Origin of the sequence: Mesomycoplasma bovoculi M165/69 (assembly GCF_000524555.1) — a bacterium.
Classification (GTDB): domain Bacteria; phylum Bacillota_I; class Bacilli_A; order Mycoplasmatales; family Metamycoplasmataceae; genus Mesomycoplasma; species Mesomycoplasma bovoculi.
In genome coordinates, this window is sequence record NZ_CP007154.1 from 402,259 (window position 1) to 428,768 (window position 26,510).

The 26,510-nt window shown below is 31.7% G+C and carries 39 protein-coding genes; 2 read left to right on the top strand and 37 right to left on the bottom strand.

Annotated features, from left to right (window positions below):
• Positions 1 to 15 precede the first annotated feature (15 nt).
• The 8 genes from MYB_RS01580 to MYB_RS01615 form a co-directional block, all read right to left on the bottom strand.
• Complete coding sequence (locus MYB_RS01580) at positions 16 to 801, bottom strand: alpha/beta fold hydrolase (protein WP_022934763.1); 786 nt, start codon at positions 799 to 801, stop codon at positions 16 to 18.
• Between the two features lie 230 nt (positions 802 to 1,031).
• On the bottom strand, positions 1,032 to 2,216 hold the full coding sequence (gene tuf / locus MYB_RS01585; protein WP_022934762.1) for an elongation factor Tu: 1,185 nt from the start codon (positions 2,214 to 2,216) through the stop codon (positions 1,032 to 1,034).
• Positions 2,217 to 2,414: 198 nt separating this feature from the next.
• Complete coding sequence (lon, locus tag MYB_RS01590) at positions 2,415 to 4,916, bottom strand: endopeptidase La (protein ID WP_022934761.1); 2,502 nt, start codon at positions 4,914 to 4,916, stop codon at positions 2,415 to 2,417.
• 129 nt (positions 4,917 to 5,045) lie between these two features.
• A complete protein-coding gene (locus MYB_RS01595) occupies positions 5,046 to 5,792 on the bottom strand; it encodes an MPN527 family putative ECF transporter permease subunit (protein ID WP_022934760.1) in 747 nt (248 codons plus the stop codon).
• A gap of 35 nt (positions 5,793 to 5,827) precedes the next feature.
• On the bottom strand, positions 5,828 to 6,433 hold the full coding sequence (upp, locus tag MYB_RS01600; RefSeq protein ID WP_022934759.1) for a uracil phosphoribosyltransferase: 606 nt from the start codon (positions 6,431 to 6,433) through the stop codon (positions 5,828 to 5,830).
• Entirely contained in the window at positions 6,433 to 7,095 is a 663-nt protein-coding gene (gene deoC, locus MYB_RS01605) for a deoxyribose-phosphate aldolase (protein WP_022934758.1), read from the bottom strand. The genes upp and deoC overlap by 1 nt, the downstream gene beginning before the upstream one ends.
• Positions 7,095 to 8,390 (bottom strand): thymidine phosphorylase, encoded by a 1,296-nt coding sequence (locus MYB_RS01610; protein ID WP_022934757.1) that lies wholly within the window; start codon positions 8,388 to 8,390, stop codon positions 7,095 to 7,097. The genes deoC and MYB_RS01610 overlap by 1 nt, the downstream gene beginning before the upstream one ends.
• Positions 8,390 to 9,088, bottom strand: a complete 699-nt coding sequence (locus MYB_RS01615; protein ID WP_022934756.1) for a purine-nucleoside phosphorylase — start codon at positions 9,086 to 9,088, stop codon at positions 8,390 to 8,392. The genes MYB_RS01610 and MYB_RS01615 overlap by 1 nt, the downstream gene beginning before the upstream one ends.
• Before the next feature lie 400 nt (positions 9,089 to 9,488).
• On the opposite strand from MYB_RS01615, the gene MYB_RS01620 reads away from it, so the two are divergent.
• Entirely contained in the window at positions 9,489 to 9,956 is a 468-nt protein-coding gene (locus MYB_RS01620; RefSeq protein WP_022934755.1) for a hypothetical protein, read from the top strand.
• A gap of 120 nt (positions 9,957 to 10,076) precedes the next feature.
• Complete coding sequence (locus tag MYB_RS01625; RefSeq protein WP_022934754.1) at positions 10,077 to 11,825, top strand: Mhp366/Mhp367 family surface (lipo)protein; 1,749 nt, start codon at positions 10,077 to 10,079, stop codon at positions 11,823 to 11,825.
• 95 nt (positions 11,826 to 11,920) lie between these two features.
• Here MYB_RS01625 and rplQ read toward each other — a convergent pair whose 3' ends face one another.
• The 29 genes from rplQ to rpsJ form a co-directional block, all read right to left on the bottom strand.
• Complete coding sequence (gene rplQ / locus MYB_RS01630) at positions 11,921 to 12,292, bottom strand: 50S ribosomal protein L17 (protein ID WP_022934753.1); 372 nt, start codon at positions 12,290 to 12,292, stop codon at positions 11,921 to 11,923.
• A 2-nt stretch (positions 12,293 to 12,294) separates the two neighbouring features.
• The gene (locus MYB_RS01635; RefSeq protein WP_022934752.1) at positions 12,295 to 13,296 is read right to left on the bottom strand and encodes a DNA-directed RNA polymerase subunit alpha; all 1,002 of its coding nucleotides are present in this window, start codon (positions 13,294 to 13,296) and stop codon (positions 12,295 to 12,297) included.
• Positions 13,297 to 13,305: 9 nt separating this feature from the next.
• Entirely contained in the window at positions 13,306 to 13,707 is a 402-nt protein-coding gene (rpsK, locus tag MYB_RS01640) for a 30S ribosomal protein S11 (protein WP_022934751.1), read from the bottom strand.
• 13 nt (positions 13,708 to 13,720) lie between these two features.
• The gene (gene rpsM, locus MYB_RS01645) at positions 13,721 to 14,134 is read right to left on the bottom strand and encodes a 30S ribosomal protein S13 (protein ID WP_022934750.1); all 414 of its coding nucleotides are present in this window, start codon (positions 14,132 to 14,134) and stop codon (positions 13,721 to 13,723) included.
• Between the two features lie 2 nt (positions 14,135 to 14,136).
• Positions 14,137 to 14,250, bottom strand: a complete 114-nt coding sequence (gene rpmJ / locus MYB_RS01650) for a 50S ribosomal protein L36 (RefSeq protein WP_022934749.1) — start codon at positions 14,248 to 14,250, stop codon at positions 14,137 to 14,139.
• A gap of 9 nt (positions 14,251 to 14,259) precedes the next feature.
• A complete protein-coding gene (infA, locus tag MYB_RS01655; protein ID WP_022934748.1) occupies positions 14,260 to 14,481 on the bottom strand; it encodes a translation initiation factor IF-1 in 222 nt (73 codons plus the stop codon).
• Positions 14,482 to 15,237 carry a type I methionyl aminopeptidase gene (map, locus tag MYB_RS01660; protein WP_022934747.1) on the bottom strand — a complete coding sequence of 252 codons (756 nt, stop codon included), beginning with the start codon at positions 15,235 to 15,237 and terminating at the stop codon, positions 14,482 to 14,484. It lies immediately after the preceding gene.
• Positions 15,228 to 15,875 carry an adenylate kinase family protein gene (locus tag MYB_RS01665; RefSeq protein WP_022934746.1) on the bottom strand — a complete coding sequence of 216 codons (648 nt, stop codon included), beginning with the start codon at positions 15,873 to 15,875 and terminating at the stop codon, positions 15,228 to 15,230. Before MYB_RS01665 ends, map begins: the two co-directional genes overlap by 10 nt.
• A complete protein-coding gene (gene secY / locus MYB_RS01670; protein WP_022934745.1) occupies positions 15,869 to 17,272 on the bottom strand; it encodes a preprotein translocase subunit SecY in 1,404 nt (467 codons plus the stop codon). The genes MYB_RS01665 and secY overlap by 7 nt, the downstream gene beginning before the upstream one ends.
• The gene (gene rplO, locus MYB_RS01675) at positions 17,272 to 17,718 is read right to left on the bottom strand and encodes a 50S ribosomal protein L15 (RefSeq protein ID WP_022934744.1); all 447 of its coding nucleotides are present in this window, start codon (positions 17,716 to 17,718) and stop codon (positions 17,272 to 17,274) included. Before rplO ends, secY begins: the two co-directional genes overlap by 1 nt.
• A 97-nt stretch (positions 17,719 to 17,815) precedes the next feature.
• Positions 17,816 to 18,454 carry a 30S ribosomal protein S5 gene (gene rpsE / locus MYB_RS01680; protein ID WP_022934743.1) on the bottom strand — a complete coding sequence of 213 codons (639 nt, stop codon included), beginning with the start codon at positions 18,452 to 18,454 and terminating at the stop codon, positions 17,816 to 17,818.
• Positions 18,454 to 18,822: a 50S ribosomal protein L18 gene (gene rplR / locus MYB_RS01685; RefSeq protein WP_022934742.1), complete on the bottom strand. Its 369-nt coding sequence runs from the start codon at positions 18,820 to 18,822 to the stop codon at positions 18,454 to 18,456. Before rplR ends, rpsE begins: the two co-directional genes overlap by 1 nt.
• Positions 18,823 to 18,824: 2 nt before the next feature.
• Complete coding sequence (gene rplF / locus MYB_RS01690; protein ID WP_022934741.1) at positions 18,825 to 19,364, bottom strand: 50S ribosomal protein L6; 540 nt, start codon at positions 19,362 to 19,364, stop codon at positions 18,825 to 18,827.
• Positions 19,365 to 19,367: 3 nt separating this feature from the next.
• Positions 19,368 to 19,763: a 30S ribosomal protein S8 gene (rpsH, locus tag MYB_RS01695; RefSeq protein WP_022934740.1), complete on the bottom strand. Its 396-nt coding sequence runs from the start codon at positions 19,761 to 19,763 to the stop codon at positions 19,368 to 19,370.
• Entirely contained in the window at positions 19,763 to 19,948 is a 186-nt protein-coding gene (locus tag MYB_RS01700; protein ID WP_022934739.1) for a type Z 30S ribosomal protein S14, read from the bottom strand. Before MYB_RS01700 ends, rpsH begins: the two co-directional genes overlap by 1 nt.
• Before the next feature lie 13 nt (positions 19,949 to 19,961).
• Complete coding sequence (gene rplE / locus MYB_RS01705; protein WP_022934738.1) at positions 19,962 to 20,507, bottom strand: 50S ribosomal protein L5; 546 nt, start codon at positions 20,505 to 20,507, stop codon at positions 19,962 to 19,964.
• Positions 20,507 to 20,827, bottom strand: coding sequence for a 50S ribosomal protein L24 (gene rplX / locus MYB_RS01710; RefSeq protein WP_022934737.1), 321 nt, complete (start codon positions 20,825 to 20,827; stop codon positions 20,507 to 20,509). The genes rplE and rplX overlap by 1 nt, the downstream gene beginning before the upstream one ends.
• Positions 20,828 to 20,846: 19 nt before the next feature.
• Complete coding sequence (rplN, locus tag MYB_RS01715; RefSeq protein WP_022934736.1) at positions 20,847 to 21,215, bottom strand: 50S ribosomal protein L14; 369 nt, start codon at positions 21,213 to 21,215, stop codon at positions 20,847 to 20,849.
• Positions 21,215 to 21,505 carry a 30S ribosomal protein S17 gene (gene rpsQ / locus MYB_RS01720; protein ID WP_022934735.1) on the bottom strand — a complete coding sequence of 97 codons (291 nt, stop codon included), beginning with the start codon at positions 21,503 to 21,505 and terminating at the stop codon, positions 21,215 to 21,217. The genes rplN and rpsQ overlap by 1 nt, the downstream gene beginning before the upstream one ends.
• Positions 21,505 to 21,708, bottom strand: coding sequence for a 50S ribosomal protein L29 (gene rpmC, locus MYB_RS01725; protein WP_022934734.1), 204 nt, complete (start codon positions 21,706 to 21,708; stop codon positions 21,505 to 21,507). The genes rpsQ and rpmC overlap by 1 nt, the downstream gene beginning before the upstream one ends.
• Positions 21,698 to 22,132 (bottom strand): 50S ribosomal protein L16, encoded by a 435-nt coding sequence (gene rplP / locus MYB_RS01730; RefSeq protein WP_022934733.1) that lies wholly within the window; start codon positions 22,130 to 22,132, stop codon positions 21,698 to 21,700. Before rplP ends, rpmC begins: the two co-directional genes overlap by 11 nt.
• Positions 22,133 to 22,134: 2 nt before the next feature.
• Complete coding sequence (gene rpsC / locus MYB_RS01735) at positions 22,135 to 22,815, bottom strand: 30S ribosomal protein S3 (RefSeq protein ID WP_022934732.1); 681 nt, start codon at positions 22,813 to 22,815, stop codon at positions 22,135 to 22,137.
• A complete protein-coding gene (gene rplV, locus MYB_RS01740) occupies positions 22,815 to 23,192 on the bottom strand; it encodes a 50S ribosomal protein L22 (RefSeq protein WP_022934731.1) in 378 nt (125 codons plus the stop codon). The genes rpsC and rplV overlap by 1 nt, the downstream gene beginning before the upstream one ends.
• Positions 23,193 to 23,203: 11 nt before the next feature.
• Positions 23,204 to 23,485, bottom strand: coding sequence for a 30S ribosomal protein S19 (gene rpsS / locus MYB_RS01745; protein ID WP_022934730.1), 282 nt, complete (start codon positions 23,483 to 23,485; stop codon positions 23,204 to 23,206).
• Positions 23,485 to 24,330: a 50S ribosomal protein L2 gene (gene rplB / locus MYB_RS01750; protein ID WP_022934729.1), complete on the bottom strand. Its 846-nt coding sequence runs from the start codon at positions 24,328 to 24,330 to the stop codon at positions 23,485 to 23,487. The genes rpsS and rplB overlap by 1 nt, the downstream gene beginning before the upstream one ends.
• Positions 24,331 to 24,332: 2 nt before the next feature.
• Positions 24,333 to 24,803, bottom strand: coding sequence for a 50S ribosomal protein L23 (rplW, locus tag MYB_RS01755; protein ID WP_022934728.1), 471 nt, complete (start codon positions 24,801 to 24,803; stop codon positions 24,333 to 24,335).
• A complete protein-coding gene (rplD, locus tag MYB_RS01760) occupies positions 24,803 to 25,477 on the bottom strand; it encodes a 50S ribosomal protein L4 (protein WP_022934727.1) in 675 nt (224 codons plus the stop codon). The genes rplW and rplD overlap by 1 nt, the downstream gene beginning before the upstream one ends.
• Positions 25,470 to 26,153 (bottom strand): 50S ribosomal protein L3, encoded by a 684-nt coding sequence (gene rplC / locus MYB_RS01765; RefSeq protein ID WP_022934726.1) that lies wholly within the window; start codon positions 26,151 to 26,153, stop codon positions 25,470 to 25,472. Before rplC ends, rplD begins: the two co-directional genes overlap by 8 nt.
• Positions 26,153 to 26,476, bottom strand: coding sequence for a 30S ribosomal protein S10 (gene rpsJ, locus MYB_RS01770; RefSeq protein WP_025279624.1), 324 nt, complete (start codon positions 26,474 to 26,476; stop codon positions 26,153 to 26,155). The genes rplC and rpsJ overlap by 1 nt, the downstream gene beginning before the upstream one ends.
• Positions 26,477 to 26,510 lie beyond the last annotated feature (34 nt).

Below are 26,510 nucleotides of genomic sequence, written 5' to 3' on the forward strand. Positions count from 1 at the left end.
TTTTATTCTAATCAATTAACGAATAAATTTATCAAAAACTTTGACAAAATCCTTTTTGTTTTCAGTATAAATTAGGTGACCTGTTTTTGGAATAACTTCAATTTGAATATGTGGAATTACACTCTTATAGTAAGCCATATTTTCATCTTTTAAAACAATTCCATCATTCTCACCAAGAACTAGTAACGCTGGACAACTAACTTGTTTAAGACCTTCGTCAATTTTGTCCATAATGTAATCTTGTGGCAAAGTCATCCCTAAGGCCACAATGTTGTCATTATTGTGATATTCATAATCAAAAGTAGCTGTTGCTCATTCAAGTCATTTTGGATCCTTGTATTTTTCTTTGTCATATTCATAAATAGTCATAAAATCCAACATTTGCTGTGGTGTTTTTGGGAAAAAATTGTCTTTAAATAATTGAGCTAATGGCATATTTGCTTTATTCATTGGACCAATAAAGATAATTTTTTTGATTAATTCAGGAATTAATTTATAAACTAAGGCAGCATTACCAGCTCCCATAGAGTGACCAACTAAAATTACGTCTTTAAGATTGAGAGTTTTGATAAAGCGCACCAATTCATGAGCATAATACTCCATATTCAGCTGGTGTGGCATTGCAAGTGTCATATTGCATCCTGGTAAAGTGAATGAAAAATAATTAACATCTTTTAAATCTGCCACAGCAGATCAAAAAACATTGTGATTTGAGTTGAAACCATGACAAAACACAATATTAATTTTATTGTTTTTATCATAATTTATTACATAGGGGTAATCTCAATTAAATTGATTCATATTGTCCTTTATTAATTGTTTTTAAAAAAATAAATTAGTTTATTAATTTAAATTATACTAATTTTAAAATAAAAAGTAAAAGCATTTTGAAGGTTTTTCTTCAAAAACTAGTAATTGAAAATCTAAAAATTTTAAATTACTAGTTTTTATTTTTAACAAATTATTAAAAAATAAAAGAAAAAACCAAAGTAAAACTTTGGTTTTTGTATTATATGATTTTAAAAAAACTACTATTTTAGAATTTCGGTAACAGTTCCAGCACCAACGGTTCTTCCACCTTCACGGATAGAGAATTTAGTTCCTTGCTCAACAGCAATAGGTGCAATAAGTTCAACAGTTAAATCAATATTGTCACCTGGAACAACCATTTCAGCATCAAATTCTAATCCACCAGTTACGTCAGTAGTTCTAAAGTAAAATTGAGGTTTGTAGTTTTTGAAAAATGGAGTGTGACGTCCACCTTCTTCTTTTTTAAGAACATAAACAGCTGCTTTAAAACGAGTGTGAGGAACAATAGTTTTTGGTTTTGCAATAACTTGTCCACGTTCAATGTCTTTACGGTCAATACCACGGAGTAGAACACCAGCGTTGTCCCCTGCCATAGCTGATTGTAAGTTTTTGTTAAACATTTCAATTCCGGTAACAACAGTTTTTTTAGGTTCGTTGTTAAATCCGATAATTTCAACTTCTTCATTTAATTTAACTTGTCCACGTTCAACTTTACCAGTTGCAACAGTTCCACGACCAGTAATTGTGAAAACGTCTTCAACTGCCATTAAAAATGGTTTGTCCATTTCACGTACAGGTGAGTCGATTCAAGTATCAACTGCATCCATTAATTCATGAATTTTAGCTTCTCATTCAGGTTTTCCTTCAAGAGCTAATTTTGCTGAACCACGAACGATAGGTGTGTTGTCTCCATCAAAGTCATATGATGAAAGTAAATCACGAATTTCAACCTCAACAAGGTCAATCATTTCTTCTTCACCTTCAAGCATATCAACTTTGTTTAAAAATACAACCATTTTTGGCACTCCAACTTGTTTAGAGAGCAAAATGTGTTCACGAGTTTGAGGCATAGGACCATCTGTTGCAGCAACAACTAAAATTGCTCCATCCATTTGGGCTGCCCCGGTAATCATATTTTTAATGTAGTCAGCGTGACCTGGACAGTCAACGTGAGCATAGTGTCTTTTATCAGTGCTGTACTCAATGTGAGCAGTGTTGATAGTAATTCCTCTAGCTTTTTCCTCAGGAGCAGCATCGATTGAAGCATAATCTTTAGCTTCAGCTAATCCTTTTTTAGAAAGCACAGTTGAAATAGCCGCGGTTAATGTTGTTTTACCGTGGTCAACGTGTCCAATGGTACCAATATTAATATGTTCTTTACTACGATCAAAATCTTGTTTTGCCATAATCAATCCTTTCTTGTAAATAATAATATTTAATGATTGTCTTTAAGTACTTAAAACCACCAAAGAATAGCCTTTCAACTATTTCCTATCCACATTAAGTCTTAAATGCTAAATTTTAGCAAAAAATCACTAAAAATAAAATAATTAATAATGATTTTTTTGCATAAAAATTAATTTTTTTAATTTTTAATTAAAAAATTATTTAAAAATGTTTTTGTAAATTTGTTCATAACTAGTAACTGGAATAAATTTAATAGTTTTATGAACTTCTTTTGGAATGTCTGGAAGATGTTTTTCATTAGATTTGGGAATAAAAACAGTTTTAATACCATTTTTAAAAGCACCTAATGATTTTTCTTTTAGACCACCAATTTGTAAAACTTTTCCATGCAAGGTAATCTCACCTGTCATTGCAATATCATAAGGTACTGCTTTTTTAAGTAAAGCAGAAATAATTGCAGTTGTAAAGGTTACACCAGCTGAAGGACCATCTTTTGGCACTGCTCCTTCTGGTACGTGAATGTGAAATTGATTTGCACTAAAGTCAAAATCAATTCCAAATTTTTTAGAATTTGCTTGTACATATGACAAAGCAATTCGAGCTGATTCTTGCATTACATCTTTAAGTTGACCAGTTAATTTAATATCACCTTGTCCAGGACTTGTAATTACCTCTATTTGTAAAGCAGAACCTCCATAAGCTGAATAACTAAGACCATTTACAATACCAACTTGTGGTTTTTTCTCAAGTTCATCTGGATCGAATTTGGTAATTCCTAATAGTTTTTCAATATTGTCCTGCTTAATTTCATATTTTGATTCTGTAATTTCACCATTTAATAAAAGTACAATAATTTTGCGAGCAATTTTATCAAAAACACGTTTTAATTCCCGAACTCCAGGTTCATAAGTATAACGTTTTACAATATAGTCAATAGTTTTGCTATTGATTTGAAAATATTTAGAATCCAAACTATTTTCAGCTAAAACTTGAGGGATTAAGTAATTTTTGGCAATATCAATTTTTTCTAAATATGTATAAGAAGATAACTCAATAATCTCAACCCTATCTAACAATGGTTCAGGAATGGTGTCTCAAGAATTAGCAGTTGCCACAAACATAACTTTTGATAAATCATATTCAATTTCTAAATAGTTATCTTGAAAAAAACGATTTTGTTCAGGATCTAAAATTTCAAGCATAGCTGCAGCTGGATCACCACGGTGACTTGCAGGTGACAACTTATCGATTTCATCTAGTAAAATCAGTGGGTTTGAAACACCAATTTTTTTCAAGGCACGCACAATTTTTCCAGGCATTGCTCCCACATATGTGCGACGATGACCACGCAATTCCGCTTCATCTGCAACACCTCCAAGTGAAATTTTGACAAATTCCTTACCTAAAGCATCGGCAATTGAACGAGCAATAGAAGTTTTTCCAGTTCCTGGAGGACCAACTAAAGTTAAAATAGGCATTGAAGACATTTTTTTAAGTTTGCTACGTTTTTGATTGACAAACAAAGCATTGTCAACATTGGTATCACCAATAGTTTCAACTTTAAAAGCGCTAGAAGTTTGATTTGATTGACGATGAATTAAAGTTGCTAAATATTCAACAATTCTTTTTTTAATTTCAACAAGTCCAAAGTGGTCATTATCTAATTGTTTTTTGACAATTTCTAAATCAAGACGGTCTGTTGAAACTTTTCGTCATGGCAATTGCATTGCCAAATCAATATAATTTTTAGAAATTCCAGCTTCTGGTGAAGTTGACATCATACCTTTTAGCTTTTGAATTTCACGTCTTATAATATCTTGCATTTCAGCTGGATATTGTTTTTGACCCAATTCTGAATTTAGTTTTTCTTCAACTAATTCATCATAGCGTTGGTCTTCACCCAAACGCTTACGAATAGCCTTGATTTTTTCTCTTAAAATAAATTCAGTTTGTTGACGATCTAAATTTGATTTTAAAATTGCATTAATTTCTTCTTCAAGATCATTATTTTGGTCTAAAGCACGAATAGCTTTGACAATATATTTAATTTTAGAAACATAATTATTGAAAGAAAAAATATCATATTTTTGCAAGAAACTAAAAGAGTCCGAACTAGCTAATAAATTGATAATTTCTTTAATTAATTCAGGAGTTGCGACTGAATAAGAAATATTTCGAAAACTTTCAAATATATTTGTTAATAAAACAGAATTTGAAAAATTACCTTTATTTTTAATTGTATTAACAACTGATTCTAAAACATTAATTGTAATTTCTTTTTGACTAGCAATTTCTCGAGCAGTTTTTACACTTCCTAAAAGCATTAAATTAACTGATTTATCTTCTAAATCAATAATTTTTACTTTATTTAAAACAACAAAACTAATATCTATGGAGCTTCATTCACCACTTGAATCTGTTTTTACATCAAATCCACTAATTTCAATTAGTGAACCGTATTCATAAATGTCTTCAAGTGAATTTATATTATCATTTTTTTCATCTTTGTGATAAACAAAAACAGCTTGAGCTTTAAGCAATCCTGTTTCACCTGATAGTTGCTCTAAATTTTTAAAATGCTGAATTGTTGATCTTTTGTTAAAAGTAGCATGAAAAGTTTCATGTGTACCATTAAAATATATATTTTTTCTAGTTGGTATAAATTTATATCTAAGATAACTTTCTTTTTCTTTTGTCATAATAATAAACTCCTTGAATTGTTGTTATTTTAAAAACTAAATTAAAAATTATAACATTTTAAACAAAATAAAAAATTCTAAACTAACAATTTTTTATTGAGTTATAAACTAATTAAACAAATTTGCAAATTAAAAACCACGACGTTTTTTAAAGGTTTTTATTACAAAATAAAGTGGCATTGCCAAAATTGAAGTGATTAAAAAATTGACCAAATTGAATGGGAAGTATAAAGTAAAAATAAAACCTCAGTAACTTAGATTGCTAACTTTTATTGAATGTGAAATATTAGTTCAAACTGGTTCTAAATTTGCATAAGTTATCGCACTAGTCAGACCATAAAGATTGAAAAAAACTGGGGTTATAAAATACCCATTTAAAAGAGTCATAATTAATGATGTTGCTAAAATAGATATTAGTAAAGATAATATTAACATAATATGTCTTTTTTTAGTGTTTCTTTTTTTGACTAGAATATCATTAGATGAACTTATCTCATCACTATTTGTTATCACAATTTCTTTTTTTGTCAAATTTAATAAATAATCTGAAGCTAAAAAAGATAAAATAAAAATTAGAGACGCTAATAAAAAGACAAAATGGGCAAAATAACCTATATTTATGGGTAAGTTAGGAACAATAAAAGGACCAAGTACAAACCTAATTGTCAAAGCTACAAATCCTAACCAAACACCTGCTAACATAAAAATAGGTAAAATAAATAAAGTTGATAAATCAACTTTTAGCCCTATAGCTGGAAAAATTGGTCAAGGAATCAATGTATGTGATATATATAAAAATAAAAGTGAGATTGATAATAAAATTCCAGTAACACTAATTTTAAAGGTAATGTTGCGGTGATAATAAATTCCACTCATTTTATTCCTTTGATTTTATTTTAAATTTAATTATATTAGTAAAGTCGGTCTCCTGCATCACCAAGGCCTGGGATAATATAACCTTTTTCATTGAGTTTTTCATCAAGGGCAATGGTAAAAATATCGACATCGCTATGGTGTTGTTCAAGATATTTTACACCTTCAGGCGCTGCAATAACACTTGCTACAACAATATTTTTGTGACCCAATTCCTTTAATCTATCTATTGCAACTTTTAGGGAATGACCGGTGGCAAGCATTGGATCAAGCACAACAGTGAATTCATCATTGCTAACTGGTAACTTGTCTAAATAAGTAGTGATGCTTAAATCACTTTGGCGTTCAAGTCCTAAATGTGATATTCGGACATCTGGTTCAACTTCCGTAAAAGCAGAAACCAAGCCAAGACCAGCTCGTAAAATTGGCACTAATAAAATTGGTTTTGTAAAGTTTTGGCCTTTAAATTCATAGCCAATTTTGCTTGTAGCAATTATATCACAACTTTGATATTTTTCAAAAACTTTAATTGCTAAAAACAAACCAATTTCATACATTAGTTGACGAAATTCAACTTGTGAACCCATTTGACGTAATTTGGTTAATTTAATTTGAGCTAAAGGGTGATTGATAATCGATAACATTAATAATCTCCTTGTGGTTTTCCTAGTCCAAAAATTGCCAGTGATGAAGAGGTGCCAAAACGAGTTGCACCTTTTTCAAAAAATAATTTTAAATCATCTAAGGTTTTGATGCCACCAGCTGCTTTTATTGCAATTTTATCACCAATTGCATCTTTTATGATTCCAATATCATCCAAAGTTGCTCCACGATAAGAAAAACCTGTTGATGTTTTAACAAAATTAGCGCCGCTTGTCGCAACTATTTGTGCTGCTTTGCTAATTTGTTGTTGAGTTAGCAAAGCAGTTTCAATAATTACTTTTAAAATCTTGTTACCAATGGCTTTTTTGACTTGTTTAATTTCATTAAGCACATATTCAAAATTGTCTTCTTTGAATTTGCCAACATTAATAACCATATCAATTTCGTCAGCTCCATGACGAATTGCAAGTTCAGCTTCATGAACTTTAATTTGAGTGATGTTGGCACCCAAAGGAAAACCTACAACAGCAACAATGCCAACGGGTGCATCACCAATTAGCTCTTTAGCATATTTAACCCAACCTGAGTTAACGCAAATATGTCCAAAACCATATTCTTTAGCTTGAGATACTAAATTAGCAATATCTTTTGAAGTAGCTTCAGGTTTGAGTAAAGTATGATCAATTATTTTTTTAAAATCCATTAACTATAACTCCCTCAAAACATTTTAGCTTTGTGTGGTTTGTCAACAATTGCATATGCTTCATCAATTAGAGATTGAAGTTGCTCAATGGCAATTTTTTTAGATGAGTATAGCACAAAAAGCACCTGATCTTCCACAACATAGTCACCATTTTCACAAATTAATTGAACACCTGCATCTTGATCAATTGCATCTTCTTTGAAAGTACGTCCACTTCCTAAGTGGTGTGCAATCTTGCCAAAAGCAAGTGCTGATTCTCATTTTACATAACCACTTTGTTGTGCTCGAACTTCATATTTGTGAGCTGGAGTTCAAAATTTAAATGAAGTAATTTCTTTAGGATTTCCGCCTTGTGCAGTAATCATTTGATTAAACTTTTCTAAGGCAGTCCCTGAATCAATGGTCTGTTGAATCAATCTTTTTGCTTCACTTTCTTTGTGAGAACCTCAATTAATTAACAAGCGCTCAACCATTGAAAATGCAAATTTAGAAAGAGAATCTTTTTGATTTCCAGCTAAAATCGCCTGGGCTTCAATAACTTCATTTTTATTTCCAATCATTTTGCCAAGCGGTAATGACATATTGGTAATTTCCACAAAAGTTTTCTTGCCAAAATGATTCCCAATATCAACAAGTTTTTGAGCTAATAATTTAGCATCTGAAAGCTTTTTCATAAAAGCACCATCACCAAATTTAACATCAATCAAGATTAAATCAGCTCCAGTGGCAATTTTTTTAGACATAATGGAGGATGCGATTAATCCAATTGAATTTACAGTTCCTGTAACATCACGAAGTGCATATAATTTTTTATCAGCTGGTACTAAATGTTTACTTTGTGAAATAATTGCAAGTCCAATTTTATCCACTTGAGCCAAAAATTTGTCAACAGTAATTGATGTATTGAAGTTTGTAATTGATTCAAGTTTGTCAATTGTTCCACCTGTAAACCCAAGGCCACGACCGGCCATTTTAGGAAATTTGTAGCCAAGAGCGGCTAAAATAGGTCCAATGATAAGTGATAATTTGTCACCAACTCCACCTGTTGAGTGTTTATCAATTTTAAATCCTGAAATTGAAGTTAAATCAAGCTTAATTCCAGATTCAACCATAGCCTGAGTTAAGGCAAAAATTTCTTGGTCAGACATTCCATTGATACAAATTGCTACCAATAGGGCTGAAGCTTGATAATCTTTAATACTTCCATTTTGAAAACCTTTAACAAAAAACTCTATTTCTTGGCTAGTTAATTTTTGGTTTTGAGATTTTTTTTCAATAATTTCAACAATATTCATTATGAAAGTTCTAGTCCTAACTTAATCATTTTAATAAAGCTTTGCTCACGGTCCTGAGAAGATAGAGATTCACCTGTTACTAAGCTATCTGAAATAGTCAAAATAGTTGCTGCTTGTTTGTTTAAAAAGTTAGCAACTGTAAATAGTGCATAACTTTCCATTTCAACAGCTGATGCTTTGGTAATTTCGATGGTTTGTTCAAGTGGTCGAATTGCATAAAAGACATCTGTGGAGTGAACAGTTTCAAGTGTTAATTTCACTCCCTCTTTTATGGCCTTTCCTAAAATGTCAACAATAAGATCACCATTAGCTTGAGCTTTATGTGTCTTTTTACCAGCTAAAAGTTCACTAAATGAACAATTTTCAGAGTATACATCTCTTGCGAGAATTACATCATGAACATTAAGTTGTTTTGTATAACTTCCTGCAGAACCAAGACGAACTATTTTCTCAACGCCATAAAATTTAAATAATTCATAAGCATAAATTCCAATAGAACCACTTCCCATTCCAGAGGATGCTACACTAACTTTTTTACCTTTGTAGAAACCTGTATAAATTAAATTATTTCTAACAGATGAGACTAAAGTAGCATTTGTTAAAAAGTTTTCGGCAATAAATTTAGCACGCAAAGGGTCACCTGGCATCAAAACCAAGCTAGCTATAGAACCTTCAGCAGCATTAACGTGTGGAGTCATGTCATTACCTTCTTTCATTTTAAATAATTTAATATTTTACTAGTTTTTATTGATATTACAAATGAATTTTTACTAATTTAGTTACTAATTGCTAATTTTTAAGAAAATATATAGACTTTTTCCATTTTATGTCTATTTATTATAGTTAAACTTAAGTGATTTTGAATTCAAATTGTGTTTATTAATTAGAATTATCATTATATTTTTAAAAATTTTATTTTGTTTGTCACTTAATTTGGGTCATTATAATTTTTATGATTTAACAAAATAAAAGCATTATTGTAAAATGTAATTGACTATTTTTAAAAACTAAGTTATTTAAGCAAATTTAATAGTTTTGCAAACTAACTAATGCAAAAAGATTTTAAAAAGGTATAAATACAAAGAAAATGAGGTTTGAATGGAAAAATCTAACACTAATTTAAGCAAACAAGAAATAGAAAAGCAAGAAGATTTAATTACTCAATTCAAATCTAAATTAACTACTTTGACAAATTTGAAAAAAACTGATGAATTCAAGCAAATAAGTAATGAATTAGATGAGATCAAACACTGATTACCTTTAGTGCTTGAACAAATTTTTAACTTAGATTTTTGATTTAAACAAGTTTCATCATTGAATAACAACACAACTATAGATAGTATAAAATCCACATTTTTTCATCAAGACCTTGATTTTCAATTTCAAAATAGTATTGAAAAATGAGAAGCATTTATTGATAATCTTATTGATGTTATAAATAAAATAGAATCTATTAATTCAAGTGCCAAATCAATTAAAGATTTAACATCTGTTTTTGAACAAAAATTAACAGATTTGGGTCATCCAACCAAAAATGTTAAAAATTGTCCTTACAAACACAACTAATTATTTATAAATTATTTTAATTTTAAACAACAACAAAAGCAAATAGTAGTAGTATATTTTTTTCTAATCACTAAAAAATATTGTCATCTTACTCAAAAGTAAATATAATTTCCTATTATTATGAAATCAAAAGGCAAATCACTACTGATTACATTGCTACCACTTGCTATTCTTTTTTCTTGTGGTCCCACAATCTATTATCCAGATGATCCTAGTAAAAATATTGTCATCAAAGAACCTAGCACTAATAAGGTAGATTTTCAAAAACCAAAAGAAAACACAGAAGAAAAGCAAATTAGCAAAAATGAAACTACTAAAGTTGATAATAATGAGCAAAAGCAAAAAATAACTAGTAAAATTTCGACTCCAGTAGACACAAAAATTGAAGAAAAAAAAGAAAAAAGCCAAACAAATAAAACTAATTTAGTCAATAAAAATCAAGCAAAAGAAGAAGTTTTGCCAAATAATTTAACAAAACAGATTCAATCACCAACAAATAATAATTCTAATCAAATAGAATATGACAATACTCCTATAAATATTAATGCAATTAATATAAAAGATAGAAATTTTGAATCTAAATTTGATAGTCTTTCAGATATAAAAAATTATAAAGCACCAAAACTAAGCTGGTCTAACAATTATTTTCAATATAACATTAATTATAGCAATGGTGCTATTAAAGAGGAAAATGATAAAGCTTTTTTAGGACAAAAAAATGAAAATCTTTTTATTTATTTTTTAGATAAATTGAATCTAAATTCAGTTAGTGGACGTGAAGTAGACAAAGATAATTTTACATACTATAATCGTTCAAAAGTTTTAAATACTTACTTGCTTAAATATTTTGGTTTTCGTTCTATTGATCCTGGTGATCGTAAATATGAACCAATTTTTCAAAGAAACATTCGCTTTTCAGCAGGAACAGCAGTTCTTTTAAATGCCAAAAATGGTAAAGCTGCTTTTTTAACTAATAACCATGTTGTTAATACGAAAAATCAAAAATTTTGAAATTTAATGAACGATTCACGAGCTTCAAAAATGGGTGGTAGACTAGCTACATTGAATCAGTTTATGCGTTATTATAAAGATGGTCAGTTTCATTCTTTGAGCAATTCTCCACTAATTGAAATTTGGTCACAAAAATTTGCTCTTGAACATTCACAAAATATAGTTTGACGAAATGGATCAAATCCTAATCTGAAAACACCACCACCTAAGTCTCAAATCAATAATTGAGCAAAAAAATATTATGATAAATATTTTTCACAAGCTCAAGGTTTTGATAGCAAAGGGAAAGATTTAGCCATTTTTTATTTCAATTATAAAGATTTTATTCAAGATGTTAAGGATCTAGCAAAATATTGACAAGAGCATAAAAATGAAATGTTTTTAGACGGTTCTGGAATCAATAGTCTTTGGCATACTAAATTTCAGCAAGTTATTGATGAGCTACCTGATTATGAATCATTTTGAACTAAAATGGAGTCATTGGGAGATTTGAAAATCTCTGACCACACCTGACAAGATCAAGATGTGGACTATTCAACAAAAATTGGCACTTTTTATCCAGGGAATGCTTCAGCAAAAAATATGTTTAAAGGTGTTTATTTTGCTTCAGATCCTAGCAATCCATTGGAAGTTGCACCTTATTGGTTTTCCACCAATGGTCCAGGAGCTTCTGGATCTGGTGTTTATAATGCCGATGGTTCACTAGCATTTTTAAATAGAATTATTTTAGGAAATGATTCACTAAAACATCTAACTTATGATAATTTTAACTTAAGTGCTTTCCTTTCATCTGGAGTGGCCTTAAAAACTAAAAATATTGATTTAACAAATGAAATTAAAAAATTTTATGTTAAATAAAACAGGTATTTAGTTTTTCAATATTAATTAAAATTTAAAATATAAAAAAACACCAATTTTATTGGTGTTTTAATTATTATTTTAGCAAATTTGAATTAAACTCATTCAATAATTGCCATTTTAGAGCTATCACCTTGACGTGCAGGTATTTTAACAATTCTAGTATAACCACCATTACGATCTTTGAAACGAGGAGCTAGAGTTTCAAAGATATATGGCATAATGTGTTGTTCTTTTTTACCTTCTTTAACAATCTCTGGACGCACAAAAGCAAGAACATAACGACGGGCTGCTAGAGTATCTTTTTTAGCTTTAGTAATTAATTTTTCTGCATGTTTACGCAATTCTTTAGCACGTTGCAAAGTAGTTGTAAGGTGCCCGTGCAAAATAAGTGAAGAAACTTGAGAACGTAATACATGTTTTCTTCAAGTTGCATCACGACGATAAATTTGGTGTGGATTTGCCATAATTATTCTCCTAATTTAAGTTCAATATTGTGTTCACGAAGTTTTTCAATAATTTCTTGAACTGATTTTTTTCCTAAGTTTTTGATATTTTCAAGCTCTTCACGAGTCAATTCTTGAATATCAGACACTTTGTAATAGTGAGCACGGTGAAGTGCGTTTAGTGAACGAACTGATAAATCAAGAGATGAAAGATCGAGAGAATTCTTTTTAGGTGCTGTTTCTTTAAATTTAATTTCTTCAAAGAAATCTTCAGCTTTAATATCAAGATTTTCGGTGTTACTTACAATTTGCAAGTGTGCAATCAAGATTTTAGCCGCTTCTGCAATAGCATCTTTGGCAAAAACAGTTCCATCTGTTTTAAGTGAAAGAACTAATTTTTCCTCAACAATTGGATTAGATGAGTTAATTTCACTAGCTTCATAGTTGACACTAATAACTGGTGAAAAATCACTATCAACTGCTAAAATGCTTCCAGTTTGTAAAGAACTATGTAATTGACCTTCTAATTCTGCAACTTTTTTCTTGTTGGTTTCAAAATCAACAAATCCTTTACCAGCACAAATAAATAGTTCAAATTGCAAAGCGCCTTGTTTAGAAACATCTGCAATATGTTGGTCAATATTTACAATCTCAAGTCCACCAGTGCTAGTAATATCCTTAGCACGCAATTGACCCACTTTTGATCCTGTAAAACTTACAACTTGAATAGGATTTGCTTCAAATAATGATTCATTGAAACGAAAACGAATTTTTTTAAGGTTGTTTAAGATGGTTACCACATCTTCAACAACATTGTCTAGCACACTAAATTCGTGATCAATACCTGCAATTTTGATGGCAAAAACCGAAGCTGATGTAATTGATGATAAAGCAGTGCGACGAAGTGCATTTCCTAAAGTATGACCAAGTCCACGTTCTAAAGGTTTTAGTTCAAATATGGTATTGAAATCACTAATTTGTTTGTTAGTGTTTTCATTATAATAAACTTTAGCGTATTTTTTCACTTTTATCTCCTAACGTTTTTCAAGACGTTTGAAGTATTTACGAGGTGGGCGAGTTCCGTTGTGAGGAATTGGAGTAACGTCTTTAACTTGTAAAATGTTGATTCCTGCAGTTTGAATTTGTTTACGAGCTGCTTCTTTACCTTGCCCACTTCCACGAAGTTCAACAAATACTTCTTTAATTCCATGCTCTTTAGCTTTTTCGCAAGCTGCATTGGTAGCTAAAGTAGCTGCATAAGCGGTTTTTTTCTTAGTACCTTTAAATCCGATTGAACCAGATGAAGCTCATGAAATAACATTTCCAAGTTTGTCAGTAATGCTGACAATGGTGTTTTGGTGACTGGAGTGAATATGAGCAATACCAGTGGTTATGTTTTTACTTTTTACTTTTTTAACTTTTTCTTTTTTAGCCATGATTCCTCCTTAATTATTTTTTATTAGCCTTTTTACCCATTATGGTTTTACGTGGTCCTTTACGGGTACGAGCATTTTTTTGAGTTACTTGCCCACGCACAGGAAGTCCACGACGGTGACGAATTCCACGATAACATTTAATTTCAATTAAACGTTTGATATCAGTTTGTACTTCACGACGTAAATCACCTTCAGTTTTGTATTCTTTGGCAACATCACGAATAATTTGTAAGATATCTTCTGGTATATCTTTAACTTTAGTTTCTTGAGTTAATAGTGGGTATTTATCACCTAATTTTTCAGTTTGTAAACTAGCAACTTTACCAATAATTTCAGCTGAAAGGGAACGACCAATTCCGAAAATGCTAGTAAGGGCGATAACAACACGCTTGTTGTTAGGGATTTCAATATTTAATATTCTAGCCATAGTTATCCTTGTCTTTGTTTATGTTTTGCTAAGATGCAAATCACACGGTTTGCACCTTTTCTTTTAATAACTTTACAGTCTTTACAAATGCGTTTAATACTTGCTCTAACTTTCATATTTTTTCCTTATTTAATACGATAAACAATTCTACCTTTGCTAAGGTCATAAGGTGACATTTCCACCTTAACTTGATCACCAACAATAATTTTAATGCGATGCAACTTCATTTTACCAGCAACATGGCAATTAATTTTTACACCATTTTCTAGTTTAACTTCGTATTCTTGAGCATTAAAAACTTGGATAACTTCACCTGCAAAGACAATTTTATTTTCTTTTGTTGACATTTATTTTTTGATTTCTCCTGTTAGGACGATGCCTCTACCATTTTTAATTAAAACCATTTGTTCAAAATGGGCAGTGTTTTTGCCATTAGCGGCGACAACACTTCATTGATCTGGCAAAATTTTAACTTTCTTTGAACCTTGTAAAATCATTGGTTCAATGCACAAAACCATATTATCTTGTAATTTTGGTCCACGTTTACCGGTACTAAAATTAAAGATATTAGGATCTTCATGCAAAGCGGTTCCTATACCATGTCCACAAAAATTATCAGTGGTATAAAGACCCGCATCGCTAATTACTTTACCAATTGCAATGCTAATATCATTAAGATATGCACCTGGTTGAATTGCAGCAAGACCTGCAACAAAAGCTTTTTCAGCAACATCAATAATTTTATAATCATCTTCAGTTGCAAAACCAACAGCTTTAGTAAAGGCACTATCAGAGTAATAACCCTGATAAACTACTCCAAGATCAATTGAAACAACATCACCATCTTTAATTACATAATCATCTGGAATGCCATGAATTAATGTTGCATTCACAGATGCACAAATTGTGGCTGGAAAACCATGATAATTTAAAAATGCTGGTTTTGCACCACGAGCTTCAATCTCACCAAAAGCGATGGTATCTAATTCTTTAAGTGAGACTCCTGGTCTTACAAGGTCATAAATAATTTGTTTTACCTCTGCCAGAATTGCACCACTTTTTATTAGCAAAGAAACTTCGAAATCTTTTTTAATTAATGGCATTTTGCTAAAATTTGCTTTGCTAAAATTTTAGGATCTTCATTGCCATCAACTCTAAAAAGCAATCCTTTTTGTTCATAATAATCGATTAGTAAACTAGTTTCTTTGGCAAACACATCAAGTCTATGTGCAATAACATCAGGTTGGTCATCCTTGCGTTGAATAACTTCACTATTATCATTATAACAAAATTTTCCATCTTTTGGTGGTAAATTTTTTAAATGATAAATTTGTTTACATTCTGGACAAAAACGACGAAGCGAAAGGCGATTAAAAATAACTTCATTGCTAATTTCTAAATACACAACTCCATCAATTTTAATTTCACTATTTAGTAAAAACTCTGCTTGATTAAGTGTTCGTGGATAACCATCTAAAATAAAACCCTTATTACCTAAGGTTGCCAATTTGTCAGCAACCAAAGCATTTACGATCTCATCACTTACATAACCACCACTAGAGATAGTAGCATTAATTTTTTGAGCAAAGTCAGCATCTGAAGCAATTTTTTGACGAAAAATATCACCTGTGGAAATATGTTCAATGTCAGCTAAGTCAACTAACGCTTTAGCTAAAGTGCCTTTACCACTTCCTGGTGCTCCTAAAAAAATGAATTTTTTTTGGTCAAAATTATTTACCATAATAAATCACGATCGTGAATAATTCCTTTTTCCATATTTTTATTGATTTTTTTTCTTTTTACAATGATTTTTTCAGCATCGTGACGTGCTTTAATTTGTGATAAGGTTTCAAGTGCTGTGGTAGCTAAAATGATTACTGAAGTTCCACTAAAAGTAATTGCTTGTGGCATACCAAAAATGATTTCAAGTGGTTGGAGCACTCCAATACTTGTTAAATAAATTGCACTGAAAACTGATAAACGTAACACCACACCAATTAAATAATCTTCAGTTTGCTCACCTGGACGGATCCCAGGAATAAAGGTTGAATTTTTAGCAAAATCTTCTGAAATTTTATCAACTCTTGATTGTTGTAATGACATTACCACGCTAAAAATGATATTAAAAAAGATAAAAATAGTCAACCCTAGTGGATCTTGAATTCGTAAATTATGTCGAATTCAATTACTAGTTGCGGAAGTGTTTGGGTCTAAAAAACCTGTAAATAACGACGGCAATGAAACAACGATTAATGAAAAAATAATTGGCATAATCCCTGCTGGATTAAGTTTAATTGGCAAGGTTGAAATTTCTTTGATGTTTTTGGTCATTCCAGACCCTGTTTGTTGAATTGGGATTTTACGCTCTGCTAAATAAATATAGGTAACAAGCACCATTAAAAGCACAAAACCAAAAACATAGGCTAAAAATCCTAAAATTTCACTAATTTTAGCCACAGAATCATGAGAAACGATGTAATCAAAAGCATAATGGAAACGTCGAGGTAAACCAATTGCAATTCCTGAAAAAATAATTAGTGAAGTTCCATTACCAACACCTTTATCTGTGATTTGCTCACTTAAAAATAAAGTAAACATTGAACCTGCAACTAAAATAAGTGGTAAACCAATATATAAATAACCAAAAGAATTATCTTCAATAGTTACAAAACGAAGTTGAGTATTGGTGATAACAGTTCGCACTAAAATTAAAGCTTGCACTAATGCAATAACTAATGTTAGTGCTCTAGTAATAATGTTGATTTTTCGACGACCATGAGGTCCTGACTGTGACAAGCGATGAATTGGTGGCACTAATTTAGTTTGTGCAATCATCATAATAAGCGATGCTGTAATAAAGGGACCAATTCCTAAAGCCACAATAGAAAAATTGAGTAATCCACCCCCACCAACTGTGTTAATAATCCCCAAAAATGAGTTATTGTCTAGTTGAAAATTAAGAAGTTTTAAACGAGGGATTGTTATTGTACCACAAATTACAAAAATTGTAAGCAAGAAAAATGTATAAAATATTTTACGTAACAAAACCTTGTCTTTGTAGACAAGGGTTATGTGGTGTTTTGCTTTGATATAGCCATTAGAGGCTTTATCAAAAAGTCGAGTGAATAATTTAAACACTAGCGAACCTCGACTTTTCCTCCTAGGGATTCAATAATTTTAGCAGCTTGCTCACTAATTGCATTAACAGTAATAGTTAAATTCTTTTTAGTCAATTTACCAGTTGCTAAAAGTTTAGCTGGTAAATTTTTACGACGTAAAATTTTGTTGATGTATAGTGATTCTAAACTAACTACATCACTGTCATTATATTTAGCTTCAAGATCTGCAAGTGAAAAGGTTTCATATTTTATAGTATTAACATTGTTGAACCCAACTTTAGGTACACGACGGTATCATGGGTTCTGTCCACCTTCAAAACCTAATCTAACTTTTGAACGTTTTTTTTGACCAGATTGACCACGACCTGCTTGTTTTCCTTTACCAGCGGCATGTCCACGACCTTTACGATGTTTTTCTGGACGAGATCCTGGAGTATATTGCAAATTTTCTAATTTAATTGCCATAATAATTCCTTTTTTTTGTTTTTGTTTAGTTAATTAAATAGTTAAGATTTGACTATTGTATCACAAAATAGTTTTTGTAATTACAATTGCTTAAATCTTATTTTACAAAAACACTTTTACCACTTTGCAAACTACGTACATCAATGTCACGCATATCTGCAATTTGTTGTGCAGTACGTAATTTAGCAAGTGCTTTTAAGGTTGCACGTACAACATTAATTTTGGTACGTGAACCATAAGTTTTGCTATAAATATCAGTATATCCAGCCAACTCAACAACAGCACGAACTGTTCCTGAAGCTACAATCCCTTTTCCACGTGGCGCTGGTTTTAAAAGGATTTTTGAAGCATTAAATTTGTCATTAATTTCATGAGGAATGGTTGACTTATTAATAATTGGCACAGAAATCAAACGATTTTGAGCATCTTTAACTGCTTTTTTAACAGCATCTTGAACTTCATTAGCTTTTCCGTGACCAAAACCAACTTTTCCTTTTTTGTTACCAACAACTGCATAAGCTGAAAAAGAAAATCTTCTTCCACCTTTAACAACAGTTGTTACCCGAGCAATGCTAACTACACGATCTTCAAATTCAGTTTTAATTTGGCGATCTTTGTTTTGTGGTGCGCGACGACGCACTGGTTTACGAACTTGTTTTTCTTCAGCTTTATTAGCTTCTGCTTTTGGAGCAACAACTTGTTCAGTTGGTTGCATTTTTTGCAATTCTTTTTCCATTAGAATTTAACTCCTTGTTTTCTTAACTCTTCAGCAAAAGCTTTAACACGTCCGTGGTAAAGGTATCCACTACGATCAAAAATAAAATCTTGATCAATGAGTTTTAATTCAGTAATTTTAGAACTTAACTTAGGTGCCAAGTCACGAGCTGCTGCAATATTTCCACCATAAACTTTACTATCTTCAGATAATGTTGATACTGATGTAATTACTTGATTAGTTTCAGGATTAACTACAAAAGCATAAAAGTTCTGTAGTGATTTGTAAACTCCAATACGGTATTTTTTTTGAGCTGAAAGTGATTGAGTGATATTTTTGCGAACTCTTTTTTGTTTGATTTTGCGAGCTTGATTTCGAGAGATTGCCATAATTATTTACTTGCTTTTTTCCCTTCTTTAAGTTTAAGAACTTCATCAGCATAGCTCACACCTTTTCCAGAGTAAGCATTTGGTTTACGAACAGCACGAAGCTGAGCAGCAAATTCACCAACTTTTTGTTTATCAATTCCACTAACAATAATGGTAGTTGCATTTGGAAGTTCAACTTTGATTTCAGTTGGAACATCAACTAACACTGGGTGTGAATAACCAACAAGTAATTCTAATTGTTGGTCTTTGAGTGCCACACGATATCCAACCCCTTTAATTCTCAATTCTTTTTTAAAACCAACTGAAACCCCAGTAAGCATTCCTTGAAGAAGTGAGTTAGTAGTCCCATGCAATTGTTTAACTTGTTTTAATTCTGAAGAACGAGTGGTATAAATTTTACCATCACGAGCTTCAATGTTAATTTGTGGTGCAAAAGTGCGACTTAATTTACCAAGCTGTCCTGAAATAGTCACTTCATTGTTGTTAAAGATAATTTCAACACCAGCTGGAATAGTTAAAATACGATTTCCGACACGTGACATATTCTATCAAATGAAGGCGATGATTTCACCACCAACATTTTCCTTTCTCGCTTGTTTATCAGTTAATAGTCCTTTTGAAGTTGAAACAATAGCTGTTCCAAACCCTGAAAGAACTGATGGTAATTTGTGAGCTGGAGCATAAACACGTAATGAAGGTTTACTAATACGTTTTAGCCCTGAAATTACACTAGCATTACCTTTGTATTTTAAATCAATAGTGATTTCTTTTTTAATTTCACCAGAAACACTAAAGCCACTAATGTAGCCTTCTTGTTTGAAAATATTTAAAATTGCTACTTTTTTATTTGAATGCCCTAAAGTAACTTGTTCGTGTTTGCGAATAGTTGCATTACGAATACGGGTGAGCATATCTGCAATTGGATCAGTTATAAATGCCATTATCAACTCGCTTTCTTAATACCTGGAATTCGTCCTTCGTGTGCTAGTGTACGGAAACAAATCCGGCAAATTTTGAATTTACGCATCACTGCCCGTGGACGACCACAAAGTTGACAGCGATTATAGGCGCGAACAGCAAATTTTGGATGTTTTTCCGCTCTTACTTTTAATGATTTTTTTGCCATATTAATCCTTTAATTAACTTTTTTTCGCAAAAGGGAAGCCCATTTTTGAAAGTAATGCCTTTGCTTGTTGATTGTTAGGTGCACTAGTCACAATAATAATATCTAGTCCACGTAATTTACGAATTTTATCAAAACTAATTTCTGGAAAAACAATGATTTCTTTAATTCCTAGCGCAAAGTTACCACGTCCATCAAATGATTTTGAACTAATTCCACGAAAATCACGAATACGTGGAATAGCAATGTTGATTAATTTGTATAAAAATTCTCACATTGCATCACGACGTAAAGTAACTTTTCCACCAACTGGCATACCTTTACGTAATTTTCAAGAAGCTAGTGATTTTTTAGCTGTATTTTGATAAGCTTTTTGTCCTGAAATAAGTGATAATTCATTTAATACTTCTTCAATAGCTTTTGAGTTAGTTACTTCATTTCCCGCTGTCATGTTAAGCACAACTTTTTCAATACGAGGAATTTGCATTACAGAAGATAATTGAAATTCTTCTTTTAAACTAGGAGCTACTTTTTCAAGATAAAACTGTTGTAATTGATTCATTAGACCACCTTCTTAGTTTTTTTGGCAAAACGAACTTTTTTACCATTTTCAACTTTGTAACCAATTTTGCTATATTCAGCTGGTTTGTCTTTGCTTGCTTTTTTGGTAAGTAGTGCCACATTTGAAACGTGGATAGGTGCTTCTTTAACTACAATTTCACCTTTAGTATTTTGTTGATTTGGTTTTTTGTGTTTGGTAATTTTATTAACATCTTTGACAATAACTTGGTTTTTGCTAGGAAAAACTTCTAGCACAGCACCAACTTTACCTTTGTCATCACCTGCAATAATTACTACTTCGTCATTTTTTCTAATTTTCATAACTTTAATAACTATGCTCCTATAAAACCTCAGGCGCTAATGAAGCGATTTTGAGATAACCTTTATCACGAATTTCACGAGCAATTGGACCAAAAACACGAGTTCCACGAGGAGAACCATCTTCTTTGATTAACACAACTGCATTATCATCAAATTTAATATGAGATCCATTAGCACGACGTAGTCCATAAACACTACGAACAACTACACCTTTTACTACTTGACCTTCTTTGACAATACCATTTGGCAGTGCTTTTTTGACTGAACAAACAACAATGTCACCAATATTAGAATTTTTTTTAACAGAGCCACCTAAATTACGGATAACCCCAACGATTTTAGCCCCTGAATTATCAGCGACAACTAAACGTGATTGTTCTTGAACCATTAGTGCTCTCCTTGTTTTTTAATAATTTCTACCAAACGAAATGTTTTAGTTTTACTAATTGGCCGAGTTTCAGCAATTTTAACTTTATCACCCATTTGAGCTTTTGCTGCTTCATCATGCACAGCAAATTTTTTAATTTTTTTAAAACGTTTTCCATATAAACGGTGTTTAACATGGGTCTCAACAGCAACTGTAATTGTTTTTTCACATGCTGTTGAAACTACTACACCAACTAAAGTTTTACGAGAATTACGCACTAAAGTTGGATTTGCAACACTAGTTGAAGTCATTAGTCGGCCTCCTTAATAATTTCTTGCTGACGAATTGCAGTTAAAATTCTTGCAATATCTTTTTTAATTTCAGCAATTTTGTGACTTTGATCAAGACGTTGAGTTTTATTTTTAAAACGCAAGGTGAAAAGTTCTGAACGATATTCAACTAGCATTTGTTGTAATTCACTAACACTTTTATTTGCAAGTTCTTTAAATTCCATCTTGTCTCTCCTCAACATTATTGGTTAAAATTCTTCATTTAAGTGGTAATTTATGACCACCTAAACGTAGTGCATCACGAGCAATTTCAGGTTTTACGCCTTTAACTTCAAACATCATAGTGTTTTCTTTAACAACAGCAACTCATCTATCCACTGAACCTTTTCCTGATCCCATACGCACTCCAATTGGTTTTGAAGTTAGTGAAAGGTGAGGGAAAATACGAATAATAACTTGACCTTCACGACCCATACGACGAGTAATGGCAATACGAGCTGCCTCAATTTGTGCTGCACTTACTCAATTAGAAGTTACAGCTTGTAATCCAAATTCACCAAAGGCTACAGTGTTACCACGAAAAGCTGCACGTTTGTCGTGTTTAATACGAAAGGTTTTACGGTGTTTTGTTTTTTTGGGTTGTAACATTTTTAGTTCCTTTCCACTTTAGGTTTTGATTTGGATTCAACTTGATTGTATTGATCACCTAGTGAAACTCAAACTTTAATACCTAAAGCACCATAAGTAGTACGCGCAGTTGCTGTGGCATATTCAACATTTTGACGCAAGGTATGAAGTTTCATTTCACCTTCAGCATAACCTTCAGCACGAGCCATATCAACTCCATTAAGACGACCACTTACTCTAGTTTTAATACCTTTAGCTCCTGCTTTCATGGCGCTACGAATTGCAAATTTTTGTGCAATTCTAAATGATCCACGAGCTTCTAATTTAACGGCAATGTCTTCAGCTAATAATTTAGCATTAAGATCTGGGTTTTTGATTTCCACAGCATCTATGTTAATTTGAGCTTTTTTGTTACGAATTGCTTTTTTCAAATCATCAATAATTTTTTTAAGGTTTGCTCCACCTTGACCTAAAAATGATCCTAGTTTAGCAGTGTGAACAGCAACAGTGATTATTCCCTTACTATCACGACGAATTTGTGTGTTAGCAATTCTATATTCACGAGTTAATTTTTCAAAAAAACGGTGAATTTTAACATCTTCAATTAGTTTATCAGCAAAGTTGGCTTTTTCAGCATATCAAATTGCATTGTGTTGACGAGTGATCCCGTAACGAAAACCATTTGGATTAACTTTTTGTCCCATTATAGATCTCCTTGCTCAACATTAGAACGATCAACTACAAAAACAGAAAGGTGAGAAGTACGCTTGAAAATTGAAGCTGCTACCCCTTTTGATTTTGGTTGATAACGTTTTAAAGTTGTTCCTTCATTAACAATAGCTTGTTCTACATATAAATTTGTTCCTGAAAGGCCAAAGTTATTTACTGCATTTGCAACAGCTGAGTTCACTAATTTAATAAAAAAGTAAGCTGCTTTTTTATTAGTATTGTGCAAAATCGCTAAAGCATCTGTTGTTGAACGATTTTTAATAAGCGCTGCCACTAGGCGAGCTTTTTGAGCAGAAATACGTTGAGTTTTCACGTGAGCTGCTGCTCTAATAATTTTACTTTTATTTTCCATAGTGACTTACCTTATTTTTTCTTACCTTTGTCTTTATCTTTACCATGACCAGTATAGGTACGAGTTGGTGAAAACTCACCTAATTTGTGTCCTACCATATCATCGGTAACATAAACATCGTGGAAAATTTTACCATTGTGAACTTGAAAGGTAAATCCGACAAAATCAGGAAAAATAGTTGAACGACGTGATCATGTTTTAATTGGTTTTTTACTTTTTGATTCAATTGCTTTAGCAACTTTGTTTAGCAAATGCTCATCAGCAAAAGGTCCTTTTTTAAGTGAACGTGCCATTATTTACTATCCTTTCTACGACGAATAATCAATTTAGTAGATGCTTTTTTATTACGACGGGTTTTAACACCAAGCGCTTTTTTACCTCAAGGGGTAAGAGGTGATTTACGACCAATTGGTTGTTTCCCTTCACCACCACCATGTGGGTGATCATTTGGGTTCATAACTGATCCACGAACAGTTGGACGAATTCCTAAATGACGTGAACGACCAGCTTTTCCAATATTAACAAGTGAGTGTTCTTCATTTCCAACCACCCCTATAGTTGCCCGGCAACGAGCTAGAATCCGACGGTATTCTCCTGATTTTAATTTAAGAATAACATATTTACCATCTTCATCACGACCTTGAATTTGCGCACTAGCTCCAGCTGAACGCATTAGCTGTCCACCTGCCCCAGGATGCAATTCAATGTTGTGTACAAAAGTACCTTCTGGAATATTTGCAAGTGGTAATGTGTTTCCAACTAAAATGTCAACATTGTCACCTGAGATAACTTGTTGACCAACTTGCAATCCTTTAGGTGCTAAAATATATCTTTTTTCACCATCTTTGTAACTTACAAGAGCAATGTTAGCTGATCTATTTGGATCATATTCAATAGTTTTAACAATTGCTACAATATTATCTTTATTACGTTTGAAGTCAATTAAACGATATTTACGTTTTTGACGTCCACCTTGATGGCGGGTAGTGATTTTACCTTGGTTATTACGACCTGAATGTTTCTTAAGAATAACAACTAAAGATTTTTCTGGTCTATCAGTAGTTAAATTTTCACGGTAATTCAACGCTGACATATGACGTCTACCGTTAGTAACTGGTTTGTAATGTTTTAACGCCATAACTACTCTTTTCCTTTAACTTCTTTTTGATCAGATTCAGCACTTTTGCTGGTTGTTTTTTTAGCTTTGTTTGCAAGTTTTTCTGCAACTTTAGCTTGAACTTCATCATAACGTGCTTGTTTTTCTGCTTTTTGTTCTTCGCTTAGTTGATCTTTTGGTAAGTCTTGTGGGTCTTGTTCTACAATTGGACTTTCATCATCATTAATTTTGATTGAGTATCCATCTTTTAAAGTAACATATGCTTTTTTGTAACCTGGTACAAAACCTGCAAAACGTCCTAATTTTTTAGCTTTTCTATCAACTACGCTAATATTAACTTTTTCAACTTTAACATCAAAAATATATTCAATAGCTTTTTTAACTTCTGAACGATTGGTTCGTTTGTCTACTGCAAATGTGTAAACACGTGAAGGCATTTGCTCATAAGTTTTTTCAGTCAAAATTGGTGCTTTAATAATTTCTGTAAAATTCATTATTTAACCCTTTCGACCATTTTAACAATATCATTTTCAGCAATAATTAGAGCATCTGCTCAAATTAACTGCTCAACTAACAATGAAGTTGGTTTGGTAACTACAACATTTTGTAAGTTACGTGCTGATAAAAATAAATTCTCATCAGTTGAAGCAATTAAAACATGTTTTAATTTACTTGCTTTATAGGTGTCTAATTTTTGCACTAACTCTTTAGTTGAAATTTGGTTCATTGCAAAGTCAGCCACTAAAACTTGTTTTTGATTTGCAAGTTGTGATAAGGCACTAACAAATGCTAATTTACGAACTTTTTTATTAACTTTAGTATTGTAGTTACGAGCAGTTGTAGGCCCAAAAGCACGCCCACCACCAACAAAAATAGGTGAACGACGCGAACCTGCACGAGCCTTACCAGTTCCTTTTTGTTTTCAAGGTTTTTTACCAGTTCCACTAACTTCAGCACGTGATTTAACTTTGTGAGTTGCATAACGACGTGAACCACGTTCATACAAGATAGTATCAAAAACTGCTTGTGAATGTGCTTCAGTTAAACCAAATAGAATTTTTGGTAACTCAAAGTTATTTTCAAATGTAACTTTTGGAGCACTTAAGTTTTGTTCAATTTTAACTTCTTGATTAGTTTCCATAGTTTTTGTTTCTAATTTCTTAGCCATTTTGCACCTCTGAATAATTTACTAAATTAATAGGTGTTTTAGCAGTGGAATTTTTACTTGCCTGTTTAACAATTACATATGATTTTTTAGGTCCTGGAATTGAACCTTTAACTAGTAAAACATTGTTTGCAAGATCAATTTTAATAACTTCAAGATTTTGGACAGTTACTCTTTCATGACCTAAATGTCCTGGCATTGTCATTCCTTTAACAACTTTGTTTCCAGAAATATCACCAATTGAACCAGTTTGACGAATAGGTTTTGAACCACCTCCACCACCGTGAGAACGAGGACCAATTGCTTGGTTGTATCTTTTGATGGTTCCGGCAAATCCTTTTCCTTTTGAAGTACCAACTACATCAACAAATTCACCTTCACTAAAAATACTTAAATCAATTTTGTCACCTAATTTGTAACCTTCAAAGTCACGAAATTCTCTAACAAATCTTTTAGCAGTAGTTTGTGCTTTGTCAAAATGACCTTTTTCAGGTTTGTTGATCCGAGATGTTTTTTTATCAAAAACACCTAATTGAATAGCTTGATATGAATTTTTTTCTTTTGTTAATTCTGCAGTAACGACATTTGGTTGTGCTTCAATGACAGTGACTGGAATAACTTGGCCGTCTTGACTAAATACTTGAGTCATTCCGACTTTTCTACCTAAAATACCTTTCATTATGCAACCTCTAATTTATCAATTTCAACACCAGCTGGTAGTTGAGTTCTTTTAATTTTGTCAATAACTGCTTGTTCATTACTTGAATCAACATCTAAAACAATCAAGCGTTTGTAAGTTCTACTTTCAAATTGTTCACGAGATTTTTTATTAATGTGAACTGAACGTAAAATTGTAAAGATTTCCCTTTTTGTAGGTAAAGGGATTGGCCCTCTAACGTCAACATTTAACTCACGAGCTAACAAAACAATTTTTTGTGCTGTTTGATCTATTTGACGATGGTCGAAGGCTTTTAATTTTATTTTAATTGCATTTTTGCTCATTATTAATAATTAAAAGTTGTTCCTTGTTCATACT